General features: G+C 73.8%; 15 protein-coding genes. 7 read left to right on the forward strand and 8 right to left on the reverse strand.

Features of this window, described 5'->3' with window-relative positions:
- Positions 1 to 72 precede the first annotated feature (72 nt).
- The gene (locus IE237_RS24360) at positions 73 to 5,403 is read left to right on the forward strand and encodes a trypsin-like peptidase domain-containing protein (RefSeq protein WP_189804227.1); all 5,331 of its coding nucleotides are present in this window, start codon (positions 73 to 75) and stop codon (positions 5,401 to 5,403) included.
- Between the two features lie 6 nt (positions 5,404 to 5,409).
- The gene (locus IE237_RS24365) at positions 5,410 to 6,483 is read left to right on the forward strand and encodes a trypsin-like serine peptidase (RefSeq protein ID WP_189804228.1); all 1,074 of its coding nucleotides are present in this window, start codon (positions 5,410 to 5,412) and stop codon (positions 6,481 to 6,483) included.
- A 50-nt stretch (positions 6,484 to 6,533) separates the two neighbouring features.
- Here the strand turns inward: IE237_RS24365 and IE237_RS24370 are convergent, their stop codons facing one another.
- A complete protein-coding gene (locus IE237_RS24370) occupies positions 6,534 to 7,193 on the reverse strand; it encodes a maltokinase N-terminal cap-like domain-containing protein (RefSeq protein ID WP_189804229.1) in 660 nt (219 codons plus the stop codon).
- Positions 7,194 to 7,325: 132 nt separating this feature from the next.
- On the opposite strand from IE237_RS24370, the gene IE237_RS24375 reads away from it, so the two are divergent.
- Positions 7,326 to 8,570, forward strand: coding sequence for a serine hydrolase domain-containing protein (locus tag IE237_RS24375; RefSeq protein ID WP_189804230.1), 1,245 nt, complete (start codon positions 7,326 to 7,328; stop codon positions 8,568 to 8,570).
- Between the two features lie 100 nt (positions 8,571 to 8,670).
- Positions 8,671 to 9,135 carry a GreA/GreB family elongation factor gene (locus IE237_RS24380; protein WP_189804231.1) on the forward strand — a complete coding sequence of 155 codons (465 nt, stop codon included), beginning with the start codon at positions 8,671 to 8,673 and terminating at the stop codon, positions 9,133 to 9,135.
- A gap of 63 nt (positions 9,136 to 9,198) precedes the next feature.
- On the opposite strand, the gene IE237_RS24385 is transcribed toward IE237_RS24380, so the two are convergent.
- Genes IE237_RS24385 through IE237_RS24395 form a run of 3 tightly spaced genes read right to left on the reverse strand, consistent with a single transcriptional unit; the run spans position 9,199 to position 11,639 of the window.
- A complete protein-coding gene (locus IE237_RS24385; protein WP_189804232.1) occupies positions 9,199 to 9,834 on the reverse strand; it encodes a DUF1345 domain-containing protein in 636 nt (211 codons plus the stop codon).
- Between the two features lie 3 nt (positions 9,835 to 9,837).
- Positions 9,838 to 10,653, reverse strand: coding sequence for a family 1 encapsulin nanocompartment shell protein (locus tag IE237_RS24390; protein ID WP_189804233.1), 816 nt, complete (start codon positions 10,651 to 10,653; stop codon positions 9,838 to 9,840).
- Positions 10,650 to 11,639 carry a Dyp-type peroxidase gene (locus IE237_RS24395; protein ID WP_189804234.1) on the reverse strand — a complete coding sequence of 330 codons (990 nt, stop codon included), beginning with the start codon at positions 11,637 to 11,639 and terminating at the stop codon, positions 10,650 to 10,652. Before IE237_RS24395 ends, IE237_RS24390 begins: the two co-directional genes overlap by 4 nt.
- 195 nt (positions 11,640 to 11,834) lie before the next feature.
- On the opposite strand from IE237_RS24395, the gene IE237_RS24400 reads away from it, so the two are divergent.
- The gene (locus tag IE237_RS24400; protein WP_189804235.1) at positions 11,835 to 14,165 is read left to right on the forward strand and encodes an FdhF/YdeP family oxidoreductase; all 2,331 of its coding nucleotides are present in this window, start codon (positions 11,835 to 11,837) and stop codon (positions 14,163 to 14,165) included.
- 7 nt (positions 14,166 to 14,172) lie between these two features.
- Here IE237_RS24400 and IE237_RS24405 read toward each other — a convergent pair whose 3' ends face one another.
- The 4 genes from IE237_RS24405 to moaA form a co-directional block, all read right to left on the reverse strand.
- The gene (locus tag IE237_RS24405) at positions 14,173 to 15,915 is read right to left on the reverse strand and encodes an FUSC family protein (protein WP_229842868.1); all 1,743 of its coding nucleotides are present in this window, start codon (positions 15,913 to 15,915) and stop codon (positions 14,173 to 14,175) included.
- A gap of 113 nt (positions 15,916 to 16,028) precedes the next feature.
- Positions 16,029 to 16,472 (reverse strand): molybdenum cofactor biosynthesis protein MoaE, encoded by a 444-nt coding sequence (locus tag IE237_RS24410; protein WP_189804236.1) that lies wholly within the window; start codon positions 16,470 to 16,472, stop codon positions 16,029 to 16,031.
- A gap of 88 nt (positions 16,473 to 16,560) precedes the next feature.
- Positions 16,561 to 17,805 (reverse strand): molybdopterin molybdotransferase MoeA, encoded by a 1,245-nt coding sequence (locus IE237_RS24415; protein WP_189804237.1) that lies wholly within the window; start codon positions 17,803 to 17,805, stop codon positions 16,561 to 16,563.
- A 4-nt stretch (positions 17,806 to 17,809) separates the two neighbouring features.
- Positions 17,810 to 18,817 carry a GTP 3',8-cyclase MoaA gene (moaA, locus tag IE237_RS24420; protein ID WP_189804238.1) on the reverse strand — a complete coding sequence of 336 codons (1,008 nt, stop codon included), beginning with the start codon at positions 18,815 to 18,817 and terminating at the stop codon, positions 17,810 to 17,812.
- 209 nt (positions 18,818 to 19,026) lie between these two features.
- Between moaA and IE237_RS24425 the strand changes: the two genes are divergently transcribed.
- Positions 19,027 to 21,363, forward strand: a complete 2,337-nt coding sequence (locus tag IE237_RS24425) for an FdhF/YdeP family oxidoreductase (RefSeq protein ID WP_189804239.1) — start codon at positions 19,027 to 19,029, stop codon at positions 21,361 to 21,363.
- On the forward strand, positions 21,351 to 22,193 hold the full coding sequence (gene fdhD / locus IE237_RS24430) for a formate dehydrogenase accessory sulfurtransferase FdhD (protein WP_189804240.1): 843 nt from the start codon (positions 21,351 to 21,353) through the stop codon (positions 22,191 to 22,193). Before IE237_RS24425 ends, fdhD begins: the two co-directional genes overlap by 13 nt.
- Positions 22,194 to 22,202 lie beyond the last annotated feature (9 nt).

The following is a 22,202-nucleotide window of genomic DNA, read 5'->3' on the forward strand; positions in this document are numbered from 1 at the left end:
CCGGTCACGGCTGATCTCAGGTCCGGCGCCGGAGCGTCCGGCGCTGCGCGAAGAGCGCCGGGCAGGTGCGGTATGCCGCTCACCGAGACGGAGTGGGGGCTGGTCGCCGGCTGGGTGCGGGACCACCTCCTCGACACCCCAGAGCCGCGGGACCGGATGCTGCGCGCGGGCCTGCCCGCGGATTTCGTCGAGGACCTGCCGCTCACCCCGGACTCCGGCCGGAACGCCCTGATCGTCGTCGCCGCGGCCCGCCGGGACATCGCCCACCAGCGCCGGCTGCTCTCCGTGCTCGCCGGTCTCGACGCGCTGGCCGCGATCGACGATCCGCACGCCTTCGAGCAGGGCGCCGAGGCCCGGAACCTGCTGACCCGGCTCCGGGAGGACGAGCGGCTGCGCCGTTCCCCGCGGGACCCGTTCCGCAGCATGCTCCTGAAGCACGGCACGGAGGCGTTCCTGGACCGGCGCGAGCTGCGCGAGAAGCTCCGGGACTTCCTGGCCGACCCGGAGCAGACGGTCTTCGTCGTCGACGGGCCGCCGGACAGCGGCCGCTCCTACACCTACGAGCTGATCCGCCATCTCGGCCAGCACTGCGACTTCCGTCCGGTCCGGGTCACGCTCTCCCGCACGTCCACGGCGGCGCGCCTGATGGAGCGGCTCTCGGCCTTCGTGGCGGGTCCGGAGGCCGACCGGATCCCGTTGAATCCCACACGGTTGAACGATCCACTGCCCTGTTTCGAGGACGCCGCGCACCGGATCGTGGCCCGCGCGACCGCCGCCGAGGAGCGCTTCTGGCTGGTCCTCGACGACTGCGACCGGCTCGACCCGCACTCGGACGTGTGGGACTGCATCGGCGTCCTGGCGCGGGCGATCTACGAGCACACCCCGGTCCGCGGCGAGACCGTGCCGCGCCTGGTCCTGCTCGGCTACGCGACGACCATGCGCCAGCTCCCGTACGAGATACGGAAGAACGAGTGCCGTGACACCACCCGGCTCGCCGACGAGGACGATCTCCGGTCCTTCTTCCGGGAGTTCTTCACCGACGGGGCGCCCGCCGGGGAGGACGGGGCCGTCCGGGAGCTCACGGAGACGGCCGTGGCCGAGGTGCTGCGGGCCGTCGGCTCCCCCGACTCCACCGCGGACGGGGACAGTTACATGCGCCGGCTGTGCACGGCCGTGGAGGATGTCGTACGGCTCCACCGGACGCTTCCCCCGGCGTCACCGCCGCCGGGCGAGGCCGGTCATGTGCTGCGCGACGCCCTGCGCACCACGCTCGCCTCCCCCGACGTCGCGCTGCCCGATCTGCGCAGGTCCTATCGCGAAGCCGCCTGCCTGCTCCAGGAGTTCGACCCCGCGCTGCTACGGCTGCCCGGTGAGGAGCGTGCCACCGGGCGGGCCGTCCTGGAGCTCGTCGACGACTGCACGGCCGTGCCGTCGCCCGGGGCCACCGTGTGGACGCTCAAGCCCGAGATCCGCGACGCGGCGCTGGAGGGCCTCGCGGGCCCCGGCGCGGCCCTCCGCCTCCTGCGGGCCAACATCGGTCTGCGCCCCGAGGGCCCGGGCCCGGAGCGCACGGCGCTCGCCCTGCTGGCGGGCACGGGTCTGCCGCCGGCCGGCACGGGATCGCCTCCGGCGGGAGCGGGGCCCGCCGCTCCCCCGGCGGCCCCCGACGAGGTCGAGGCGCTCTCCGACGCGCTGCAGGCCACGCTCTGGCTGAGCCGGGTCCCGGGCGTCACCGGGCTGCCCGACGTCGACGAGGTGCACCAGAGCCTGGAGCGGGCCCGGTTGCTGGAGCCGATGCGCCGGCTCGTCCGGGGGACCTTCCACGGCCGCACGGCCGAGCTCGACGCCCTGCACGCCTATCTCGCGCTGCCCGAGGAGCCCGCCGAACCGCCCGTCCTCCTGCACGGCGTCGGCGGCATCGGCAAGAGCACCCTGCTCGCCAAGTTCCTCGTCGACGCGCTCGCCGCCGCCGGTCCCGCCGGATTCCCCTTCGCCTACATCGACTTCGCACGTCCGACGCTCTCCATCCACGAACCCGCCACGGTGATCGCGGAGATGGCCCGACAGCTCGGCGTCCACCACCCCGCCCACCGCGCCGCCTTCGAGGAGCTCGCGGACGAGTGCGAGCGGACGGCGGCGCTCCAGCGCGGCGAGCGCAACGAGCTCGACGAACTGTCCCAGCTGGCCGGCACCCGGGCGACGCTCGGCCGCGACCACTCGTCCGACTTCCACGCCCGGGCCAGCGCCCGCGAGCAGGAGCTCGCCCACCGGGCCGCCTCCCTGGTCGCCGAGGCCGTCCGTCCGGCGCCGGGCGACCCTCCCCCTCCGCTGGTCGTGGTCGTCGACGGCTTCGAGGAGGCCCAGTACCGGGGCTCTCCCGTCATCGCCCGCATGTGGGCCGTCTGGACGGCCCTGCGGGCGGCCTACTCACGCCTTCGGTTCGTCGTCTCGGGGCGCGCGCCGATCGACCACCCGGCCCGGGTCCTGACCCCGCGCACTATGGAGCTGACCGAGCTCGACCACGAGGCCTCGGTGGACCTGCTGATGTCCTCCGGGGTGGACGAGCCGCTCGCCGAGGACCTGGCCGAACGGATCGGCGGCCATCCGCTGAGCCTCAAGCTCGCCGCCAGGACGGCGGTCGCGCTGGGCACCGACTCGCCCTCGCTCGGCGGACTGCTGCGCGGACTGCCCTCCCGACGCCGCTACTTCGACCGGCAGGTCGACCAGATGCTCATCCAGGGCACGCTGTACGACCGGATCCTCAACCACATCGCGGAGGACGACGTCCGGGCGCTCGTCCAGGCGGGTCTGGCCCTCCGCTTCATCACCCCCGACCTCATCCGGGAGGTCCTCGCCGAGCCGGCGGGGCTGCGCGTCGAGAGCGCCGGGGAGGCCCGCCGGCTCTACGGGCTGCTGACCTCCCGGGTCGACCTGATGGAGTCGGCGGGCCCGGACGCCATCCGGCACCGGACCGACCTGCGGGCCATCATGCTGCGCCTGACGGACGGCGCCCGCACCGATCTGATGCGGGCCGTGGACCGGAGGGCCGTCACGTACTACGCGGCCCGCGAGGGGCCCCGGGAGCGCGCCGAGGAGATCTACCACCGGCTCCGGCTCGGCGAGAACCCCCGCACGGTGGAGGCCCGTTGGGAGCCCGGTGTCGTCCCGTACCTGGGCGGCTCGACCCACCACGAGATGGCGCACCGCTCGGCCGCGTTCCTCCTCGGCAGGATCGGCGGCCACGTGCCCGACCAGATCATGACCGCGGCCGACCAGGAGGACTGGGAGCGGATCGCGGCGCGCGAGGTCGAGGACCTCCTCACCCAGGGGTACGTGGAGGCCGCGGGCCAGCGGCTCGCGGAGCGGCGGCCGTGGACGCCGTGCAGCAGGCTGCACGCGCTGCTCGCCGAGACCCTCGCCCGCTCCGGGCGCACGGCGGAGGCCCGCGCGGGCGCCGAGCGGGCGGTGGACCGGGCGGAGGAGGCCGGCTGCGCGGAGACCCAGCTCGAACTGCTCCAGCTGTCGGCCCGGCTCGCCCAGGACACGGGCGACTTCGCGGCGGCGGACCGTGACCTCCAGGAGGCGGAGGAGATCGCCGCGGGCCTCGGACTGCGCTACGAGTCGCTGGGCGTCCTGGTGGCCCGGTCCCGGCTCGCGGCGCTCGCGGACCTCGACGCCGCGCCGGCGGAGGAGCGCCTCGCCCGGACGCTGCGCGGGATGCCGGACGCGGACCTGGCCCGGCAGCCGTACCTGGCCCGTACGGCCGCGGCCACGGCGTGCCGGGCGGACCCGGGCATCCTGGAGCACACGCTGCGGCTCGTGGGGCTCCCGGCGGACGAGGAGGCGGTGGTCACCGAGCTGGCCCTCTGGATCGACACCACCCTCACGGACGAGCCCGGCCTCCTCGTGCCGCTGACCCGCATCCTGGAGTCCGCCGCCGGCCGAGAGGGCGGGGCAGCCGCGGACGCCGGCCGTCCGGACCTGGAGCGGATCGAGCGGGACCTGCGGGAGGCCCGGCGGCGCGGGACCCTGGACGGCGTCGCCCGGGAGGCTCTGACGCTCCGGGACGGCAGCGGCGACCTGCTGCTCGGGGTGGCCTCGGCGATGGACGCGGGCCCGGCCGCGCGCGGGCCCGAGGCGGCCGGCCGGGTCGCGGAGCCGGGGCCCGGTCCGCACACCCGGCACGACGGTACGGGCCTGTGGACGCGCCCGCCGCCGAACGCGGCCGGTGCGGCCCTCCGCAAGGTGCCCTTCCTGGCGCAGGAGGAGCTGGTCCGGGTCCGCAACGCCGCCACGCAGGCCGGCCTCGCCGACCGGGCCCTGCGCCCGGCCCTGCTCAAGGGCATTCCCGGCTATTTCACGGCCACCTTCGAACCGCTGGCCGACCCCCGGGAGCAGGCGCACGCCGACCTCAACGCGATGAACCAGGTGGAGCGCCTCCTCGACGGTCTGGTGCCGCTGGAGATCTGGCTGCACAACGCGATCGAGCAGACCCACGAGCAGGGCCCCCGCGCCGTCCTGCAGGGCGCTCTGGACACGGTGGCCCGCGCGATCACCGGGGAGGCGGAGCTCCCGGCGGAGATGATGCCCGGGGAGATGAAGGAGGAGATCGTCCTCCAGGACGACACCGTGCCGTACGAGTTCCTGCACGGCGGCATCCGGGCCGGCGCCTCCGTCGCGCTGCTGCGGATCCCGCCGTACGAGTCGGGCGCGCCCCTCCTGCCCTCGTACCCGCACGGCGGCACCGGCTGGATGATCGCCCCCGGGCTGCTCGTCACCAACCACCATGTGGTGATGGCGCGTTCGTGGGAGTCGGGTGTCCGGCCGTACGTGAGCGACGAGGACCTGCGGCTCCAGGCGCTCATGTCTCGTTCGCGCTTCGACTTCGTCGAGGACGCGGCGGCCGCGCCGGAGGCGACGGCGGGCGAGCTGGCGGCCTGGGACGTGGCGCTCGACTACGCGATCGTGCGGCTCTCCGCCGACCAGGACGAGCGTCCGACGCTGCGCGTCGCGACCCGTCCGCTGCTCGTCGGGGAGCGGCAGCGCGTCCCGGTCAACATCATCCAGCACCCGGGCGGACTGCCGAAGCGGGTCGCGCTGCGCAACAACCTGGTCTACCGGGCGGACGAGCACGACATCCTGTACTTCACGGACACCCGGGGCGGCTCCTCCGGCTCCCCGGTCTGCCTCGACGACTGGACGGTCGTGGGGCTGCACCGGGGGACGCGGAAGGTGGACGAGGTCGAGTTCCAGGGCGCCCGCACGCGGTTCGTGAACGTGGGCACCCAGATGAGCGGCATCCTGGCCCATCTCAGGGAGTTCCGGCCGGAGTTGTACGAGGAGATCATGGCGGCCCAGTCGGGACGGCCGGTCCGGGGGAGAGCGAACGCGGAACCGAGGTGAGCGAGCATGCCGAACGGACCACGGAGCGTGTCGCCGGTGGAGACCGGCGCCGAGCGGATCTTCGGTGATCTGCGGGAGGTCGCCGCGCGGGTGCGCGCGGAGCTGGAGGCGGAGATCGCCGAGTCCGCGCTCGAACTGCCCGCCGCGGTGGCACCGGCGGCCGAGATCTCCCGCTTCGCCCGTGAGGAACGGGCACGCGTCCTGGAGGCGGGGGTCGGCGGCCTGGAGAAGATCGCCGGACACCGCGAGGACGAGCTCGACGAGGACGAGGCCTTCGGCGTGGAGGCGATCGTCCTCCTGGAGGGCCGGCCCGCGATCCTGGTCCAGCGCCAGGACTTCGCGCCGCAGCAGTACGAGTGGTCGGTCCTGGAGGCGCAGCGGCCCGCGATCAGGGAGTCCCTCGCGCGGGTCGGCCGGGTCGAGGTCACCGGGCACCCCAGTCTGGACTGGATCGGCACGGCGTTCCTGGTCGGCCCGCGCACGGTGATGACGAACCGTCATGTGGCGGCGGAGTTCAGCCGTTTCGAGGACGAGCGCTGGATGCTCGAGTTCGGCATGTCGGCGCGGGTCGACCCGGCGGAGGAGCTGCCCGCCGAGGGCGAGCCGCCCGGGCCCTCGGTGCCGTACGAGATCACGGACGTCATCGGCATCCACCCCGACGTCGACATGGCGCTGCTCCGCGTCGAGCCCTCGTCGGAGGACGGCCTGCCGACGCCGTTGGCGATCGCGGCGGACGCGCCGGCGAGCGTGCCGGGCCGTCCGGTGTACGTGATCGGCTACCCGGCCTGGGACGGCCGGCGCAACGAGCCCGAGTCGATGCGCCGGATCTTCATGGACGTCTACAACGTGAAGCGGCTCCAGCCGGGCGCGGCCACCGAGTTCACCCCCGGCGGCCTGGTGATGAAGCACGACTGCTCGACGCTCGGCGGCAACAGCGGCTCCCCCGTGTTCGACCTGACCGACCACCGGGTGCTCGGGCTGCACTTCGGCGGCCGGTACCGCACGGGGAACTTCGCCGTCGCGCTGTGGGAGCTGGTGGACGACCCGCTGCTGGCCAAGGCGGAGGTCAACTGGGTCTGAGGGACCGGCGGTCGGGCCGAGGCGCCGTGTGCGCCGGTTCCGGGCCGGCGCTACCGGCTCGCCTCCGCGAGGGCGACGGTGAACGCGCCGCGCGCGGTGGTCCCGTCGGAGAGGCGCCACTCGGCGGTGACCCGGCCGCGGCCCTGCCCGCCGTCCTCACCGTCGCGCAGGACGCGCCGCACCCGGAGGGTCAGCGGCTCGGCCGCGTCGGCCTCCCGCACCACCACGTCCGTGCGGTCGGCGCCCTCGGTGACCCGTACGAGCTCCGCTTCGGCACCGGCGGGGGCCAGCGAGGCGGCGACGGTGGGGTCGGTCGTGTTGTCCACGGACTGGGCCTGCGCCTCGGCGCGCCCGGCGAGCAGGGCGTACAACCGCTCGACGAGCACCGGGTCGTGGACGCCGTCGTAGATCCAGCGCGTGCCGAGGACGCCGTGCTCGGAGGTGCCGATGAGGGCGTGCTCGGCGCCCTCCAGGGGCGCGCCCCGGTAGGTCATCGGGACCAGGTAGGTGACCGCGTCGGGACCGGTGCCGTCGGTGACCGCCATGAACTCGATGCCCACCTCGCCCGCGGGGTCGTCCAGACGGAATCCGCCCGCCTTGGCCGGGCTCGGCCCGCCGGCCCCTCCGGCGTACCAGGGGCGGCCGGGCAGCCACTCGGCGAGCAGCTCCAGCTTGGTGGGCTGCATCGTGGTGTGGTGGATGACGGCCATCGTGCGCTTCTCCCTGTCGACCCGGGGCCAAGGAACCGCAACCTAACAGACGGGCAGGGTCGCGATGCGGGGGCGTCGGCGGCGACCTAGCCTGGAGATGGAGTGTTGTCCCCGGCCGGCAGGAGGCCCGCCGTGAGGTACTCGCACGCACGGAACCGGCGCGTCTGCGCGGCTCTCGCGGCCCTGGGCATCCTCGTCGCCCCCGTCGGCGCGGGTGCGGCCTTCGCGGCCGAACCCCCCGGCCCCGCCGCCCTCGTGGCGGCGGCCCCGTCGCCCTCGGCGGACGGGGACTTCCCGGAACTCACCCCCGTGGTCGCCGCCCGCCTGGACCGGGCGGTCCGGGACGTGATGAAGGAGACCGGCGTCCCGGGTGTCAGCGTCGCCCTCTCCGCTCCCGGCAAGGGCACGTACATCCGCTCCTTCGGCGTCGCCGACAAGGTCACGGACGAGCCCATGAACCCCGGGCTGTACATGCGGATCGGCAGCGAGACCAAGACCTTCACGGTGACCGCCCTGCTCGAACTGGTCGACCAGGGCAAGGTGAACCTGGACGACCCGATCTCGAAGTACGTCGACGGGGTGCCGAACGGCGACAAGATCACCCTGCGCAACCTGGCGTCGATGCGCAGCGGTCTCTTCAACTACTCTGCGGACGAGGGGTTCTACAAGGCGCTCACGTCCGATCCGTACCGGCCCTTCACCCCGCAGGAGCTGCTCGACTACTCCTTCAAGCACCCGATCCAGTTCCAGCCGGGCGCCGAGTTCGACTACTGCAACACGAATCTGATCCTGCTCGGGCTGGTCGTGGAGAAGGTCAGCGGGACCCCGCTCCACGAGTTCATCCAGAAGAACGTCGTCGAGCCGGCCGGACTGCGCCACACGGTGTTCCCGACGGACGCCGCGTTCCCGAGCCCGCACGCCCACGGCTACACCGAGCAGACCGCGTCGGGGAAGCTGGAGGACTCCACCGACTGGAATCCCTCCTGGGGCTGGGCGGCCGGTGCGATGATCTCCGACCTGGAGGACCTGCGCACCTGGGCCCGGGTGGTCGCGACCGGCACGCTGCTCACGCCGGCGACGCAGGCGGAGCGGCTGCACACGTACCCCTCGGGCGTCCCCGGCGCCGGTTACGGCCTCGGCATCTTCGACGTCCAGGGCTGGATCGGCCACAACGGCTCCCTGCCCGGCTACGAGTCGCTCACGATCTACCTCCCGGAGGCGAAGGCGACCCTGGTCGTCCTCCTCAACACGGACGTGCTGCACGACAACAACGAGCCCAGCACGCTCTTCGGTCAGGCCATCACGCGGATCGTGACCCCGGACCATGTCTTCGACATCCCGGTGACGGAGCCCAAGGCGAGTCCGAGCGGCAGCTGACGCGAGCCCCCCGCCCCTCCGGCCACGCGCCTGATAATCTCCGAATTGTCCTTAATGACCCTCGGCACACGTGGATGCCGCCGCAGTATCGGGAGCAGCAATGACCGGTGGACCCGAGCCCCTCAGCGCCGTCGCCCGCGAGGCGCTCCAGCGCGAGCTCGCCGATCTGCGCACCGAACGCGAGGCCGTCGCCGTCACCCTGCGGGGCGGCGGCGGGGACGAGGTCGGCGACCGGGCCGACCAGGCCGACGAGTTGCAGCGCGCCGACGAGCTCGACCGGCTCGACACCCGCATCACCGAGATCGAGGGGCGGCTGAAGGAGGGCGCCGTCGCGGGGGCTCCGTCCACCGACGCGGTCGGTGTGGGGAGCAGCGTGACCGTGCGGTTCGCGGACGGCACCGAGTCGACCGTCCAGATCGGCGAGCTGGCGAACGCCCTCGACGCCACCCTGGTCACCGCCGACAGCCCGCTCGGCCGGGCCCTGCTCGGCCACCGCGCCGGCGACACCGTCACGTACGACACGCCGGAGGGCCGGACGACCGCGGTCGTGGTCTCGCTCGGCTGACGGCGCGCCGGCGACCGCCGCACCCGGTCCCGGCGTCACCGGCCCTCGCCGTGCCCGCCCCGGTCAGCCGGTGACGATCCCGGTGACGAGGTTGATGGTGGTGGCCAGGATGCTGGCCCCGAAGACGTACGACAGCACGCAGTGCCGCAGGACCACCGACCTGACCGTGGGGCTGGACACGTTCGTGTCGGAGACCTGGTAGGTCATGCCGAGGTTGAAGCTGAAGTAGAGGAAGTCGCTGTACTTCGGCGGCAGCGGGGAGTTGAAGTCGATCCCGCCGCCGGGCTTCAGGGCGTAGTAGAGGTACGCGTACCGGGCGGCGTACGTGAGGTGGAGCGCCGCCCAGGCCATGAAGACGCCGCAGAGCGCGGTCGCGGCGGCCGCGTGGCTCAGGTCGGTGTTGCCGACCAGGAGCAGCACGACGATGGCGACGAGCCCGCACAGGGAGGCCGAGACGACGAGGAGTTCCTCGACGACGGGCCGGAACTCCTCGCGCCGGACGTTCCGGTGGGTCGTGGCGGCGTCCATGGGCCACAGCACGAGCCAGCCGGTGATGACGAAGAGGGTCTCGGCCGTGGCGATGCCCGCGAGGACGCCCAGGGGCACGTCGGTCGCGGCGGCGACGGCCGCGCCGGTCGCCGCGCCGACGAGCGCGGCCCCGGCGAGCCGGGGCACGGCGCCGAGGAGGCGTGGGTCCACGGCTCAGGGCTCCAGGACGACGACTGCCTCGTCGGTGTAGGTCAGGAAGGTCAGGGTCTCCTGGAGGTAGAGCTCGACGCTGGTCGCGTCGTGCGAGGTGTAGCCGACCGCCACGTCCTGGCCGATGCGCAGTTCGAAGTCGCCTCCCCGGGTGGAGAGGACGAAGCCGCCGTCGAGGGCGGGCGCCCAGATCGGGGAGCCGTCGAGCATCCGGGCGAGGTGGGCGGCGATGGGGTAGCCGTGGTCGGAGGTCTCGCTCACCGCCCGGTACTGGTCGGCGCCGAGCAGCAGCGCGTACGGACCGTCGACGCCGGCGAGCCGCAGGGAGGTGAGGGCCCTGCTGACGGCGTCGGGGTAGTCGCGGGGCTCGGCGGGCAGCCGCAGCACCGGGTTCGAGGTGCGGGCGCGCAGCCCTTCGACGCCCGCCGCCCCGTACCCGTCGAAGACCGTGCGGTCCTCGACGAAGGCCAGTGCGCGGGCCGCGTCCTTGACGGGCTGCCAGTCGGAGTCCTTCGAGCCGCGCTCGACGTCGTCGACGGCGGCCCGGTCGACGGTGAACGGCACCCGGAGTTCGACGAGGGGACGCGCCTCGCGCAGCCGCGCCGTGACGCCGGGCGAGGGCGGGGCGAGGTCGGAGAGGTGGCCGGTGCCGACGGCGGACAGCTCCGGGCCGGCCGGGCCGGGGACGTCGACGACGCGGCGGCCCGCGACGTTGCGGCGGAAGGTGCGGCGGGCCTCCTCCTCGATCTCGGCCCACGCGGCCGCGGTGATCGGGGCGAGTTCGCGGTGGAGGTTGCTGGTGGTCTCGGGGGACGTCATGGGGCGTGGACTCCTTTCAGGCTGCCGATGCCCAGGGACTCCCCCGGGACGGCGGCGGCCGAGGGGGCGGGGAGGTCGTCGAGGAGGCCGGCGCTCGGCACGAAGAACAGGCCGCCGGTCATGGCCCGGGAGAAGTCGAGGATGCGGTCCGTGTTCCCGGGCGGGTCGCCGAGGAACATGTTGCGGAGCATCCGCTCGGTCACGGCGGGCGTCCGCGCGTAGCCGGCGAAGTAGGTGCCGAACTCGCCGCTGCCGGCCTGGCCGAACGGCATGTTCGCGCGGAAGATCTGCTGCTGCACGCCGTCCTCGTCGGTGACCGTGTTCAGGGCGACGTGCGAGTCCGCGGGCTTGGCGTCGTCGGACAGTTCGATGTTGGACCCTTTGCCGCGCCCGATGACGTGCTCCTGCTGTTCGACGGTGAGCGCGTCCCAGGCCGCCATGTCGTGCACGTACTTCTGGACGATCACGTAGCTGCCGCCCCGGAAGTCCGGGTCCTCGTCGCCGATGTGGACCGCGCCGGCGGCCGTCACGCCCTCGGGGTTCTCGCTGCCGTCGACGAAACCGAGCAGGTCGCGGTCGTCGAAGTACGCGAAGCCGTGCACCTCGTCGACGACGGTCACGGCGGCACCGAGGGCGGCGACGATGTGCCGGGCCAGTTCGAAGCAGAGGTCCAGGCGCCGGGCCCGCAGATGGAGGAGGAGGTCGCCGGGGGTGGCCGGCGCGCGGTGGCGGGGGCCCCGCAGGGGCGGGAAACCGTGCAGCTCGCGGGGGCGGGGACCCCCGACGAGCCGGTCCCAGCCGTCGGAGCCGATGCCCACGACGCAGCTGAGGTGCGCGTCGGGCGCACGGAACGCCACCGAACGGGTCAGTCCCGTCACGTTCCGGAGCGCCTCCCGCACCGCGGTCTCACCGCCCGGGTTGACGGTGGCCACCAGGAAGACGGCCGCCCGGGCGGGCGGGGCGACGACGGGCTGGGGTACGGCCATGACGCTCCCACGAAAGACGACAAGTACGGAGGAAACAGACAGCGCCAGCGTAGGGGCCCATGATCCGGTACGCAGCACGGCGCGGGCGCCCGTCCGCGTTGAGTGGCAGGCCCCCAGCACCGGGCATAGCCTGCCCGAAGGGGTCCTTTTGTCCCACCATGCCCATGCGTCCGCAGGGCGAGAGGGTGAAGCGCCTTGAGCACCGACCAGGACGAGAGCATCGACCAGGACGAGCGGGAACCCCACGAACCCCGGGTGGGTCCGACCCCCGAGGGCGAGCCGGAGTTCCATCCGTACCACCACCCGGCCGCGGGCTGGGGCGCCGCGAAGAGCGTGACGAACTTCCTCGTGCGCGAGGGCGCGCTGGTCGACGGACCGCGCGCGATCATGCGGATGAACCACGAGAACACCGGTTTCGACTGTCCCGGCTGCGCCTGGCCCGACGACACCAAGGGTCTCCACCTGGACATCTGCGAGAACGGCATCAAGCACGTCACCTGGGAGATGACCCGCAAGCGGGTCGGGAGCGAGTTCTTCGCCGCCCACTCCGTGACCGAGCTCGCCGGATGGAGCGACTACGACCTGGAGAACGAGGGCCGCCTCACCGAACCGATGGTCTACGACCCGGAGTCGGACCACTACGTCCCTATCAGCTGGAAGGACGCCTTCTCGCTCGTCGGCCGCACCCTGCGCGGCCTGGCGGACCCGAACCAGGCCGCGTACTACACCTCCGGCCGGCTCGGCAACGAGGCCACCTTCCTCTACCAGCTGATGGCCCGCGAGCTGGGCACGAACAACCTGCCCGACTGCTCCAACATGTGCCACGAGGCCAGCGGCCGCGCTCTGCAGGCCTCCCTGGGCACCGGCAAGGGCACCGTCGACCTCCAGGACTGGGAGACCGCCGACGCGCTGTTCATCTTCGGCGTCAACGCCGCCTCGAACGCGCCCCGGATGCTCACGGCCCTGGCCGAGGCCTACCACCGCGGCGCACAGATCGTGCACGTCAACCCGCTCGTCGAGGCCGCCGCCACCCGCACCATCGTCCCGCACGACTTCACCGACATGGCCCTCTTCAAGACGACGAGGACCAGCACGCTCAACCTCCAGCCGCGCATCGGCGGCGACATGGCGCTGCTGCGCGGCATGGCCAAGGCGATCCTGGAGCAGTCGCCGACCGATCCGAAGGCCCTGGACCGGGAGTTCATCGAGCGGCACACCTCCGGCTTCGAGGAGTACCGCGCCCTGTGCGAGGCCACACCGTGGGAGGAACTCGAACGGCAGTCCGGGCTGAGCCGCGCGGACATCCTGAAGGCGGCCCGCGTGTACGGCGAGGCCGACCGCTCCATCGTCAGCTGGTGTCTCGGCATCACCCAGCACGAGCACGGCGTCGACACCGTACGGGAGATCGTCAACCTGCTGCTGCTCCGAGGCAACCTCGGCCGGGAGGGCGCCGGCCCCTCCCCCGTCCGCGGCCACAGCAACGTCCAGGGCAACCGCACCTGCGGCATCGACCACCGCCCGGCCGAGGAGTTCCTGGACCGGCTCGCCGAGGCCTGCGAGATCGAACCGCCCCGGGCCCACGGCAAGGACACCGTCGCGAGCATCAAGGCGATGCACGACGGCGAGATCAAGGTCTTCATCGGCATGGGCGGCAACTTCGCGCTCGCGGCCCCCGACACCCCGTACACCTACGCGGCGCTGCGCAACTGCGAGCTCACCGTCCAGGTCAGCACCAAGCTGAACCGCAGCCACCTCGTCCACGGCCGGCAGGCCCTCATCCTCCCCTGCCTCGGCCGGACCGAGAAGGACCACCAGCGCAAGGGGGTCCAGAGCACCTCCGTCGAGGACTCGATGAGCATGGTGCACCTGTCCATCGGCATGAAGAAGCCCGCCTCGCCGCACCTGCTCTCCGAGCCGGCCATCGTCGCCGGCATGGCGCGCGCCGCGCTGCCCGACAGCGCCACGCCCTGGGAGTGGTACATCGAGGACTACGACCGCATTCGGGACACCATGGCCCGGGCGCTCGACGGCTTCGAGGACTTCAACCGGCGCGTCCGGCTGCCGCTCGGCTTCCGCATCAAGCAGCCCGCCCGCGAACTGGTCTTCCTCACCCCGTCCGGGCGCGCCGAGTTCTCCAGCGCCGAGCTGCCCGACGTGGTGCCCGCCCCCGGCACCCTGGCACTGGGCACCATGCGCTCCCACGACCAGTGGAACACCACCATCTACTCCGACAACGACCGCTACCGGGGCATCAAGAACCTCCGCACGCTGGTCTTCATGAACCGGGCGGACATGCGCGAGCGCGGGATCGCCGACATGGGCGCCGTCGACATCACGAGCACCGCCAAGGACGGCAGCCGGCGGCACCTGAAGGGCTACCTCGCCGTCCCGTACGACATCCCGCGCGGCTGCGCGGCCGGCTACATGCCGGAGATGAACGTGCTGTGCGCCCTGGGCGACTACAGCACCCAGAGCGATCAGCCGATCATGAAGCACGTCAAGGTGACGATCGCGCCCGCCTCCTGACGCCCCGTCACCCCCGGCGGACCAGCCGGTCCAGGAGGAGGTACGCGCGACGCTCCGCGGCGGCGAGCTCGGTGGGGTCGATCTCCGCCGGCCACAGCTCGCCCGCCGCGGCGTCGTCCGCCTCCCGCAGCTCCACCGCGGCCGCCGCGAGGCGCGTCTGCACGAGCGGGAACGACCGCGGGTCGCCCTCCTCCAGGGCCCGCTCGGCCCGCTCCGAGGCCGCCGTGCAGGCGGCCAGCGCGCGCTCCGCCCGTACCGCCGCCCGGTCGTGGACCACCAGCAGGGCGCAGCCGAGCGCGACGGCGACGCCGAGCACGCTGCTCAGCGCCCGGTCCTGCACGAGGGACCCGGCCGGCGAGGGTGCGGCCAGGTCGGTCATGAGCAGCGCCAGCGGGGTGAGGAAGACGACGCCGAGGCCGTAGTTGCGTGCCACGACGTACTCCAGGAGGAACTCGAACAGCACGATCACGAGCACGAGTTCCACCGGCTCGGGCTCCAGGGCGAGGACGCCGAGGGCGAGCAGGAGGCCCGCGACCGTGCCGAGGGTGCGCTGGACGGCCCGCTGGGCCGCCGTCCGCACGTTGATCGAGTGGAGGACGGCGGCGGCGGAGATCGCCGCCCAGTAGCCGTGCCCGAGGCCCAGGAGGAGGGCCGCCCCGCCCGCGAGACCGGTGCCGAGGACCATGCGCAGGGCGGGCACGAGGAGCACCGCCGCCCGGCCGTGGGCCGGTCCCGTCACGAGGGCGGCGGCCCGGAGTTCGGCGGCGCGCAGGGTGGTCGGGCCGGCCCGGACGGGGCCGGGTCCTCCGGATCCTGTTCCTGTTCCTGCTCCTGCTCCTGCTCCGGGCTCGGGGCGGGCGAGCATGCCGGCCTGGGCGATCAGGACGGGGAGCGCCAGTTCGGGCAGGAGCCGCGGGGCCCGCCGGCGGCGGCTGACGAGCAGCCGCACCTGGCGGCGCAGGGTGCGGGCCAGACCGGTCGGGTCGTTCGGCGGGCGGCGGGCAGAACCGACGAGCAGCGACCAGGAGAGGTCGGTGAGGCGGACACAGGTGTCGCCCCGGCCGCGCCACTCGGCGCCCGAAGGGGGCAGGACGCCGAGCGTGCGGTACGCCTGGAGCACGGCGGCGGTCGCCCGGTGCCGTACGGGCCTGGCACCGTCGCCCGGACCACCGGCACCGCCCGGACCGGTACCACCGGGACCGGTACCGCCGGGACTCGTCCGGGTCGCGCCGCCCGGCCCCGTCCCGGTCGCGTCCCACAGGTCCGCGAGTTCGCGCAGGGCGGCGGCGACGGCGAGCCGCTGCGGACGGTCCGGGTGCACGAGCCGGCCCGCCACCGCGAGGACCCAGGCGACGGCCGCACCGCACGCGGCCAGACCGGCCTGGGGCAGGACGTCGGAGGGGGTGGAGGCGCCGTTGGCCGCCACCGCGAAGGAGAAGAGCAGCAGCACGGCGCCGAGGCCGCCGAGCCGGGCCGCGTCGCAGGCGAACTTCGCGAGGCCCGCCACCAGCGCGGTGGCCACGACCGTGAGGGCGGCGCCCGCTCCCCCGTTCCGTGGCTGGGCCCAGGCGGCGAGCGCCGCGCCGCAGCCCACGCACGCGGTCATCGCGACGGCGACGACGGCGAGCACACGGGCCCGGCGCGCGTAGGGCAGGTTGCGGCCGAACGTGGTGGTGAAGGAGCCCAGCATCGCGTAGACGGCCTGGTCGGCCCGCCCGGCGAGCGCCATCGGCAGCGCGGGCAGCGCCATGGCGAGGGCGGCGCGCAGGGCGAAGGAGAGGGCGCCGTCCACGCTCTGCAGGGCGAGCGCGCCCCTCGGGGAGAGCGCGCGCCCCAGGCGGGCGGCCGCGCGCCGCGGGCCGGTCAGCACGCGCCGACCCACTCCTCGGCACCGTCCGTGAAGACCTGGTGCTTCCAGATCGGCACCTGGTGCTTCAGGTCGTCGACGAGCCGCTCGCAGGCGGCGAAGGCCTCCGCACGGTGCGGGCAGGAGACGGCCGCGACGACGGCGACCTCGCCCACGGCGAGCAGGCCGGTGCGGTGGACGGCGGCGAGGGCGCGGACGGGGAAGTCGGCGGCGACCTTCTCGGCGACGCGGCGCAGCTCGGCCTCGGCGCCGGGGTGGGCGCTGTACCCCAGGGAGGTCACCGGCCGCCCGCCGTCGTGGTCGCGGACGGTGCCGACGAAGAGGGCGGTGCCGCCCGCGGCGTCGTCGCCCACGGCCGCGTACACCTCGTCGAGGGAGAGCGGGGTGTCGCGTACGGCGAGGAGCCGGACCGGGTCGGCGGGGTCGGGGCTGTGCGTCATGGTGCGGGTCCTGACGGGGTCGGGGCGGGATCGTGAGGGAGCAGGGGGTGGTCGGGGCGGGATCGTGAGGGAGCGGGAGGTACGGAGCTCAGCCGGCGGACAGGGGCAGGACCTCCACGGTCGCCCCGGCGTCCACGCCGCCGGGCGGGACCACGGCGAGGCCGTCGGCGCACGCGAGCCCCCGCAGCATCGCCGGTCCGTCGAACGGGAGCGGCCGCGCTCCCCGGTCCGTGCGTCGTACGGGAAGCAGCCGGGTGTCCCGCGGGTGCCCGGGCAGCGCGGCGGCCGCGGCGGTTCGGAGCGGTTCGGCGTCCGCGTGCCCGCCGAGGCGTCGCAGCAGCGGTACGGCGAGGGTGACCGTGCCGGCGACGGCGGCCAGCGGGTTGCCGGGCAGGCCCACCAGGAGGCGGGGCCTGCCGTCGGCGGCGGGCGGCAGCTCGGCGAGGAGCATCGGGTGGCCGGGCCGTACCGCGACGGAGTCGACGAGCAGCCGGGCGCCCGTCGCGGCGAGGGCGTCGTGCAGGAAGTCCACCGGTCCGGCGGCGGTGCTGCCGGTGGTGAGCACGACGTCGGCGGTGGAGTCCCGGAGGGCCGCGCGCAGCGGGGCCGGGTCGTCGGGGATCCGACGGTGGCCGACGAGCTCCGCGCCTCTGTCGCGCAGCCACGGCGCGAGCAGCGGGCCGAGGGCGTCCCTGACCCGGCCGTGCCGGGGCGGGCCGGAATCCAGCAACTCGTCGCCGAGGACGAGGAGTTCCACGGTGGGCCTGCGGTGCACGGCGAGCCGGTCGTACCCGGCCGCGGCCGCGAGGCCGAGGACCCGCGCGGTCACGGTCGTACCGGCGGGCAGCAGGACGTCGTCCGTCCGGCACTCCTGTCCCCTCGGCCGGATGTCCCGCCCGGGCACGGCCGTCCCGGCCGGGTGCTCGCTCAGGAGGCCGGTCGCCTCCTCGATCTCCCCGTGCTCCCGCCGGAGCACCGCGCTCGCCCCCGCCGGGACGGGGGCGCCGGTGGCGATGCGCACGGCGGTGCCGGCGCCGAGCGGTCCGGGCTCCTCGCCCGCACGCACGCCCCCCGCGCGCGGCCGCCACGGTCCGGGGCCCGCCACGGCCCAGCCGTCCATCGCAGAGGTGTCGAAGGGCGGCAGATCGGTGAGCGCCCTCAGCGGCGCCGCGAGGGCGTGCCCGAGGGCCTCGGCGAGGCCTCGGGTGACGGCGGGCAGCGGCGGCCCGGCGCTGTCGCGGGCCAGTTCCCCGGCCCGCTCCCAGTCGACGGCGGGAAGTGCCGGGTCGCCGCGCTCCGGGGTCGTCGTGCGGCTCATGGGCGACGTGCTCATCCGCTCAGCCTCCGATGGCCGACATGGGCCGTTCCGGGCGGCGGAACTCGGGGCCGCCGATGGCGTGGCCCGGACCCTTGCCGCGGATCGAGCTCCGCCAGGCGGCTTCGAGGGCCGCGTCGTCGGCGCCGCCGCGCAGCAGGGCCCTCAGGTCGGACTCCTCGGTGGCGAACAGGCAGTTGCGGAGCTGCCCGTCGGCGGTGAGCCGCACCCGGTCGCAGCCCCCGCAGAACGGGCGGGTGACGCTGGCGATGACGCCGACCACGGCGTCGGTGCCGGCGATCCGCCACTCCTCGGCGGGCGCGTTGTCCCGCCGGTCGGCCGGGACCAGGTCGAAGCGCTCGCCGAGGCGGCGCAGGATCTCTTCTGCGGTGACCATGCGGTCACGGTCCCAGGCACCCTGCGCGTCGAGCGGCATCGACTCGATGAACCGCGTCACGTATCCGTGCTCCGCGCCGAAGGCCGCCAGGTCGGCGATCTCGTCGTCGTTGACCCCGCGGACCGGGACCGCGTTGATCTTCACCGGGGCGAGGCCGGCGGCGCGGGCGGCGCGCAGCCCGTCCAGGACGTCGGCGAGCCGGTCGCGCCGGGTGATCTCGGCGAACCGCTCGGGGCGCAGGGTGTCGAGGCTGACGTTGACCCGGCTCAGTCCGGCCTCGCGCAGGGCGTCCGCGCTCCGCGCCAGGCCGATGCCGTTGGTGGTGAGGGACAGTTCGGGGGCGGGGTCCAGGGCGTGGAGGCGGGCGACGAGGCCGGGCAGGCCGCGGCGCAGGAGCGGTTCGCCGCCGGTCAGCCGTACGGCGGTGGTGCCCAGGCGCCGGACGGCGACGCGGACGAGGCGTACCACCTCGTCGTCGGTGAGCAGCTCGGGCCGGGGCAGCCAGTCGAGGCCCTCGGCCGGCATGCAGTACGCGCAGCGCAGGTTGCAGCGGTCGGTGAGCGAGACCCGCAGATCCGTGTGGACCCGGCCGAAGCGGTCCGCCGGCGGGGTGGGGTGCGGAAAAGAATTCATGGCCCGATCACCCTCGGAGAATTCTCCGCGCAAGTCAAAGAGGCATTTCCGATGACGCGATCGAATTCGCTTGTCCACCCCGGCGACCGAGCCATAGGCCGCACCTATCAGCTCATCGAGAACATCTCTTTGACTTTGCTCCGGAACGGGGGCGAATCTGCTCTGCGGCGAGAATCCGATATTCGCGAGGAAATGAGGCGGACCAGAGCATGAGCGGTATCGAGGACCCGGTCGACGACCTGAGGGTCACCCCGCCCAAGACCTGGGCGACGGGGCTGCCCGCCGTGACGCACGCGCTGGAGTACTCCCTGGGCCAGACGTCCCCGCGGCGCACGGCGCTGACGCTCCTGAACATCAACCAGCCCCGGGGCATCGACTGTCCGGGCTGCGCGTGGCCGGAGCCCGCGCCGGGCAAGCGGCACAGGAACGAGTACTGCGAGAACGGCGCCAAGCACATCAACGACGAGGCCACCTCCCGGCGCGTCACCCGGGACTTCTTCCGCGAGCACTCCATCGCGGAGCTCGACGGCATGTCCGACTACTGGCTCAATCAGCAGGGCCGGCTCACCGAGCCCATGGTGAAGCGGCCCGGCGCGACGCATTACGAGCCGATCGGCTGGGACGAGGCGCTCGGTCTGCTCGCCGGCGAGCTCAAGGCCCTCGACTCCCCCGACGAGGCTCTCTTCTACGTCTCCGGACGCCTGAACAACGAGGCCGCTTTCCTCCTCCAGCTCTTCGCGCGCGCCTACGGCACGAACAATCTGCCGGACTGCTCCAACATGTGTCACGAGTCCAGCGGTTCCGCGATGTCGGAGACGCTCGGCATCGGCAAGGGCAGCGTCTCCCTGGACGACATCCACCACTCCGACCTCGTCTTCGTCGTGGGGCAGAACCCGGGCACCAACCATCCCCGGATGCTGTCGGCCCTGGAGGAGACCAAGCGCAACGGCGGGCAGGTCGTGGCCGTCAACACGCTGCCCGAGGCCGGACTCATGCGGTTCAAGCACCCGCAGAAGGCGCGGGGGATCATCGGCCGGGGCACGCCGATCGCCGACCAGTTCCTGCACATCCGCGCGGGCGGCGACCTCGCCCTCTTCCAGGCCCTGAACCGGCTGCTCCTGGAGGCCGAGGACGCCGCCCCGGGCACGGTGCTCGACCGCTCCTTCATCGAGCGGAACACGACCGGTTTCGCGGAGTTCGCCGCGCACGCGCGGACGGTCTCCTGGGAGGACGTCCTGACGGCGACCGGGCTGTCCCGCGAGGAGATCCAGGAGGTCTTCGAACGGGTCCTGCGAAGCCAGCGGATCATCGTCTGCTGGGCGATGGGCCTCACCCAGCACAAGCACGGGGTCCCCACCATCCGCGAGGTCGTCAACTTCCTCCTCGCGCGCGGCAACATCGGCAGGCCCGGCGCGGGCGTGTGCCCGGTGCGCGGCCACAGCAACGTCCAGGGCGACCGCACGATGGGCGTGTGGGAGCGGATGCCGCAGGAGTTCCTCGACGCCCTGGAGCGGGAGTTCGGCTTCACCCCGCCCGCCCACCACGGTCTGGACGCGGTGAACGGCATCCGCGCCATGCACGAGGGGCGCGCGAAGGTCTTCCTGGGCGTCGCCGGGAACTTCGTACGGGCCACCCCCGACAGCGCGGTCACCGAGGAGGCGATGCGGGGGTGCCGCCTCACCGCGCACGTCTCCACCAAGCTCAACCGCTCCCACACGGTCTGCGGCGAGACCGCCCTGATCCTGCCCACACTGGGCCGCAGCGACCGGGACGTGCAGGGCGGCGTCGAGCAGTTCGTCACCGTCGAGGACTCCATGAGCGACGTCCACGCCTCCCGGGGGAAGCTGCCGCCCGCCTCCCCCGACCTGCTCAGCGAGGTCGCGATCGTCGCGCGTCTCGCGCGGGCGACCCTGGGCGACGCGCCGGAACTCCCCTGGGAGGACTTCGAGAACGACTACGGCACCGTCCGTGACCGGATCTCCCGGGTCGTGCCCGGCTTCGAGGACTTCAACGCGCGCGTGGACCGGCCGGGCGGCTTCCACCTGCCCAACCCGGTGAACGAGGGGGTCTTCCCCACCCCGAGCGGCAAGGCCGTCTTCACGCGCAACGCGTTCACGATGCCGCACGTCCCGGAGGGACACCTGCTGCTGCAGACCCTCCGCTCGCACGACCAGTGGAACACCGTCTGGTACGCCCCGAACGACCGCTACCGCGGCATCCACGACGCCCGCCGGGTGGTCCTCGTCAACCCGGCCGACCTCGACGCCCTCGGCCTCGCCGACCGCGAGCTCGTGGACCTGGTGGGCGTCTGGCACGACGGGCGGGAGCGGCGCGCGGAGGGCTTCCGGGTGGTCGCGTACCCCGCCAGCCGGGGTTCCGCGGCGGCCTACTACCCCGAGACCAACGTCCTGGTGCCGCTGGACAGCGTCGCCGACATCAGCAACTGCCCGACGTCCAAGGGCGTCGTGGTCCGTCTGGAGCCGGCCCGTGCCCCCGCGCCGGAAGGGGCGGCTTCGGGCGGGAGGAGCGAACCGTGGGGCGAGTGACCGTGCGCCGTCGCGTGCTGCGCGTACGGGAGGGACACCCCTCCCACCGTCCGGACACCCTGGCCGCCGAGGAGCCGATGGAGATCCGCGTCGGCGGGCGGCCGCTGACCGTGACGATGCGCACCCCGGGCGACGACTTCGACCTGGCGGCCGGTTTCCTGGTGAGCGAGGGCGTGGTGCGTTCCGCCGAGGACGTGGCCGGCATCCGCTACTGCGCGGGCGCCACCTCCGACGGGGGCAACACGTACAACGTGGTCGACGTCGTCCTCGCGCCCGACGTGGCCGCCCCCGACGCCTCCCTGGAGCGGAACTTCTACACCACCTCCTCCTGCGGCCTGTGCGGCAAGGCGAGCCTGGACGCGGTGCGGACCACGGCCGCCTGGTCCGTCGCCGAGGACCCGCTGCGCGTCGGACCCGAGGTCCTGTCGGCGCTCCCCGACCGGCTGCGCGCGGCCCAGAAGGTCTTCGACCGCACCGGCGGGCTGCACGCGGCCGGGCTGTTCTCGGCCGAGGGCGAGCTGCTGTGCCTGCGGGAGGACGTCGGCCGGCACAACGCCGTCGACAAGGTCGTCGGGCACGCCCTGCGCTCGGGGCTCCTTCCGCTGCGCGGGACGGTGCTGATGGTGAGCGGCCGGGCCTCCTTCGAGCTGGTGCAGAAGGCGGTGATGGCCGGGATCCCGCTGCTCGCGGCCGTGTCCGCCCCCTCCTCGCTCGCCGTGGACCTCGCCGCGGAGAGCGGTCTCACCCTGGTCGGCTTCCTGCGCGGGACGTCGATGAACGTGTACTGCGGCGACGACCGCCTGGAGGCGGAGCCCGTGGCCGTGGGGTGACGGGGGCGT

Origin of the sequence: Streptomyces tanashiensis (assembly GCF_014648895.1) — a bacterium.
Taxonomy (GTDB): Bacteria; Actinomycetota; Actinomycetes; order Streptomycetales; family Streptomycetaceae; genus Streptomyces; species Streptomyces tanashiensis.

Excerpts from the sequence above, each read along its gene's own strand:
- moaA (WP_189804238.1), bottom strand. The coding sequence starts at position 18,817 with ATGAATTCTTTTCCGCACCCCACCCCGCCGGCGGACCGCTTCGGCCGG.
- IE237_RS24410 (WP_189804236.1), bottom strand. The coding sequence starts at position 16,472 with ATGACGCACAGCCCCGACCCCGCCGACCCGGTCCGGCTCCTCGCCGTA.
- IE237_RS24425 (WP_189804239.1), top strand. The coding sequence starts at position 19,027 with ATGAGCGGTATCGAGGACCCGGTCGACGACCTGAGGGTCACCCCGCCC.
- IE237_RS24405 (WP_229842868.1), bottom strand. The coding sequence starts at position 15,915 with ATGGCGCTGCCCGCGCTGCCGATGGCGCTCGCCGGGCGGGCCGACCAG.
- IE237_RS24390 (WP_189804233.1), bottom strand. The coding sequence starts at position 10,653 with ATGACGTCCCCCGAGACCACCAGCAACCTCCACCGCGAACTCGCCCCG.
- IE237_RS24370 (WP_189804229.1), bottom strand. The coding sequence starts at position 7,193 with ATGGCCGTCATCCACCACACCACGATGCAGCCCACCAAGCTGGAGCTG.
- IE237_RS24380 (WP_189804231.1), top strand. The coding sequence starts at position 8,671 with ATGACCGGTGGACCCGAGCCCCTCAGCGCCGTCGCCCGCGAGGCGCTC.
- IE237_RS24360 (WP_189804227.1), top strand. The coding sequence starts at position 73 with ATGCCGCTCACCGAGACGGAGTGGGGGCTGGTCGCCGGCTGGGTGCGG.
- IE237_RS24395 (WP_189804234.1), bottom strand. The coding sequence starts at position 11,639 with ATGGCCGTACCCCAGCCCGTCGTCGCCCCGCCCGCCCGGGCGGCCGTC.
- IE237_RS24365 (WP_189804228.1), top strand. The coding sequence starts at position 5,410 with ATGCCGAACGGACCACGGAGCGTGTCGCCGGTGGAGACCGGCGCCGAG.
- IE237_RS24415 (WP_189804237.1), bottom strand. The coding sequence starts at position 17,805 with ATGAGCACGTCGCCCATGAGCCGCACGACGACCCCGGAGCGCGGCGAC.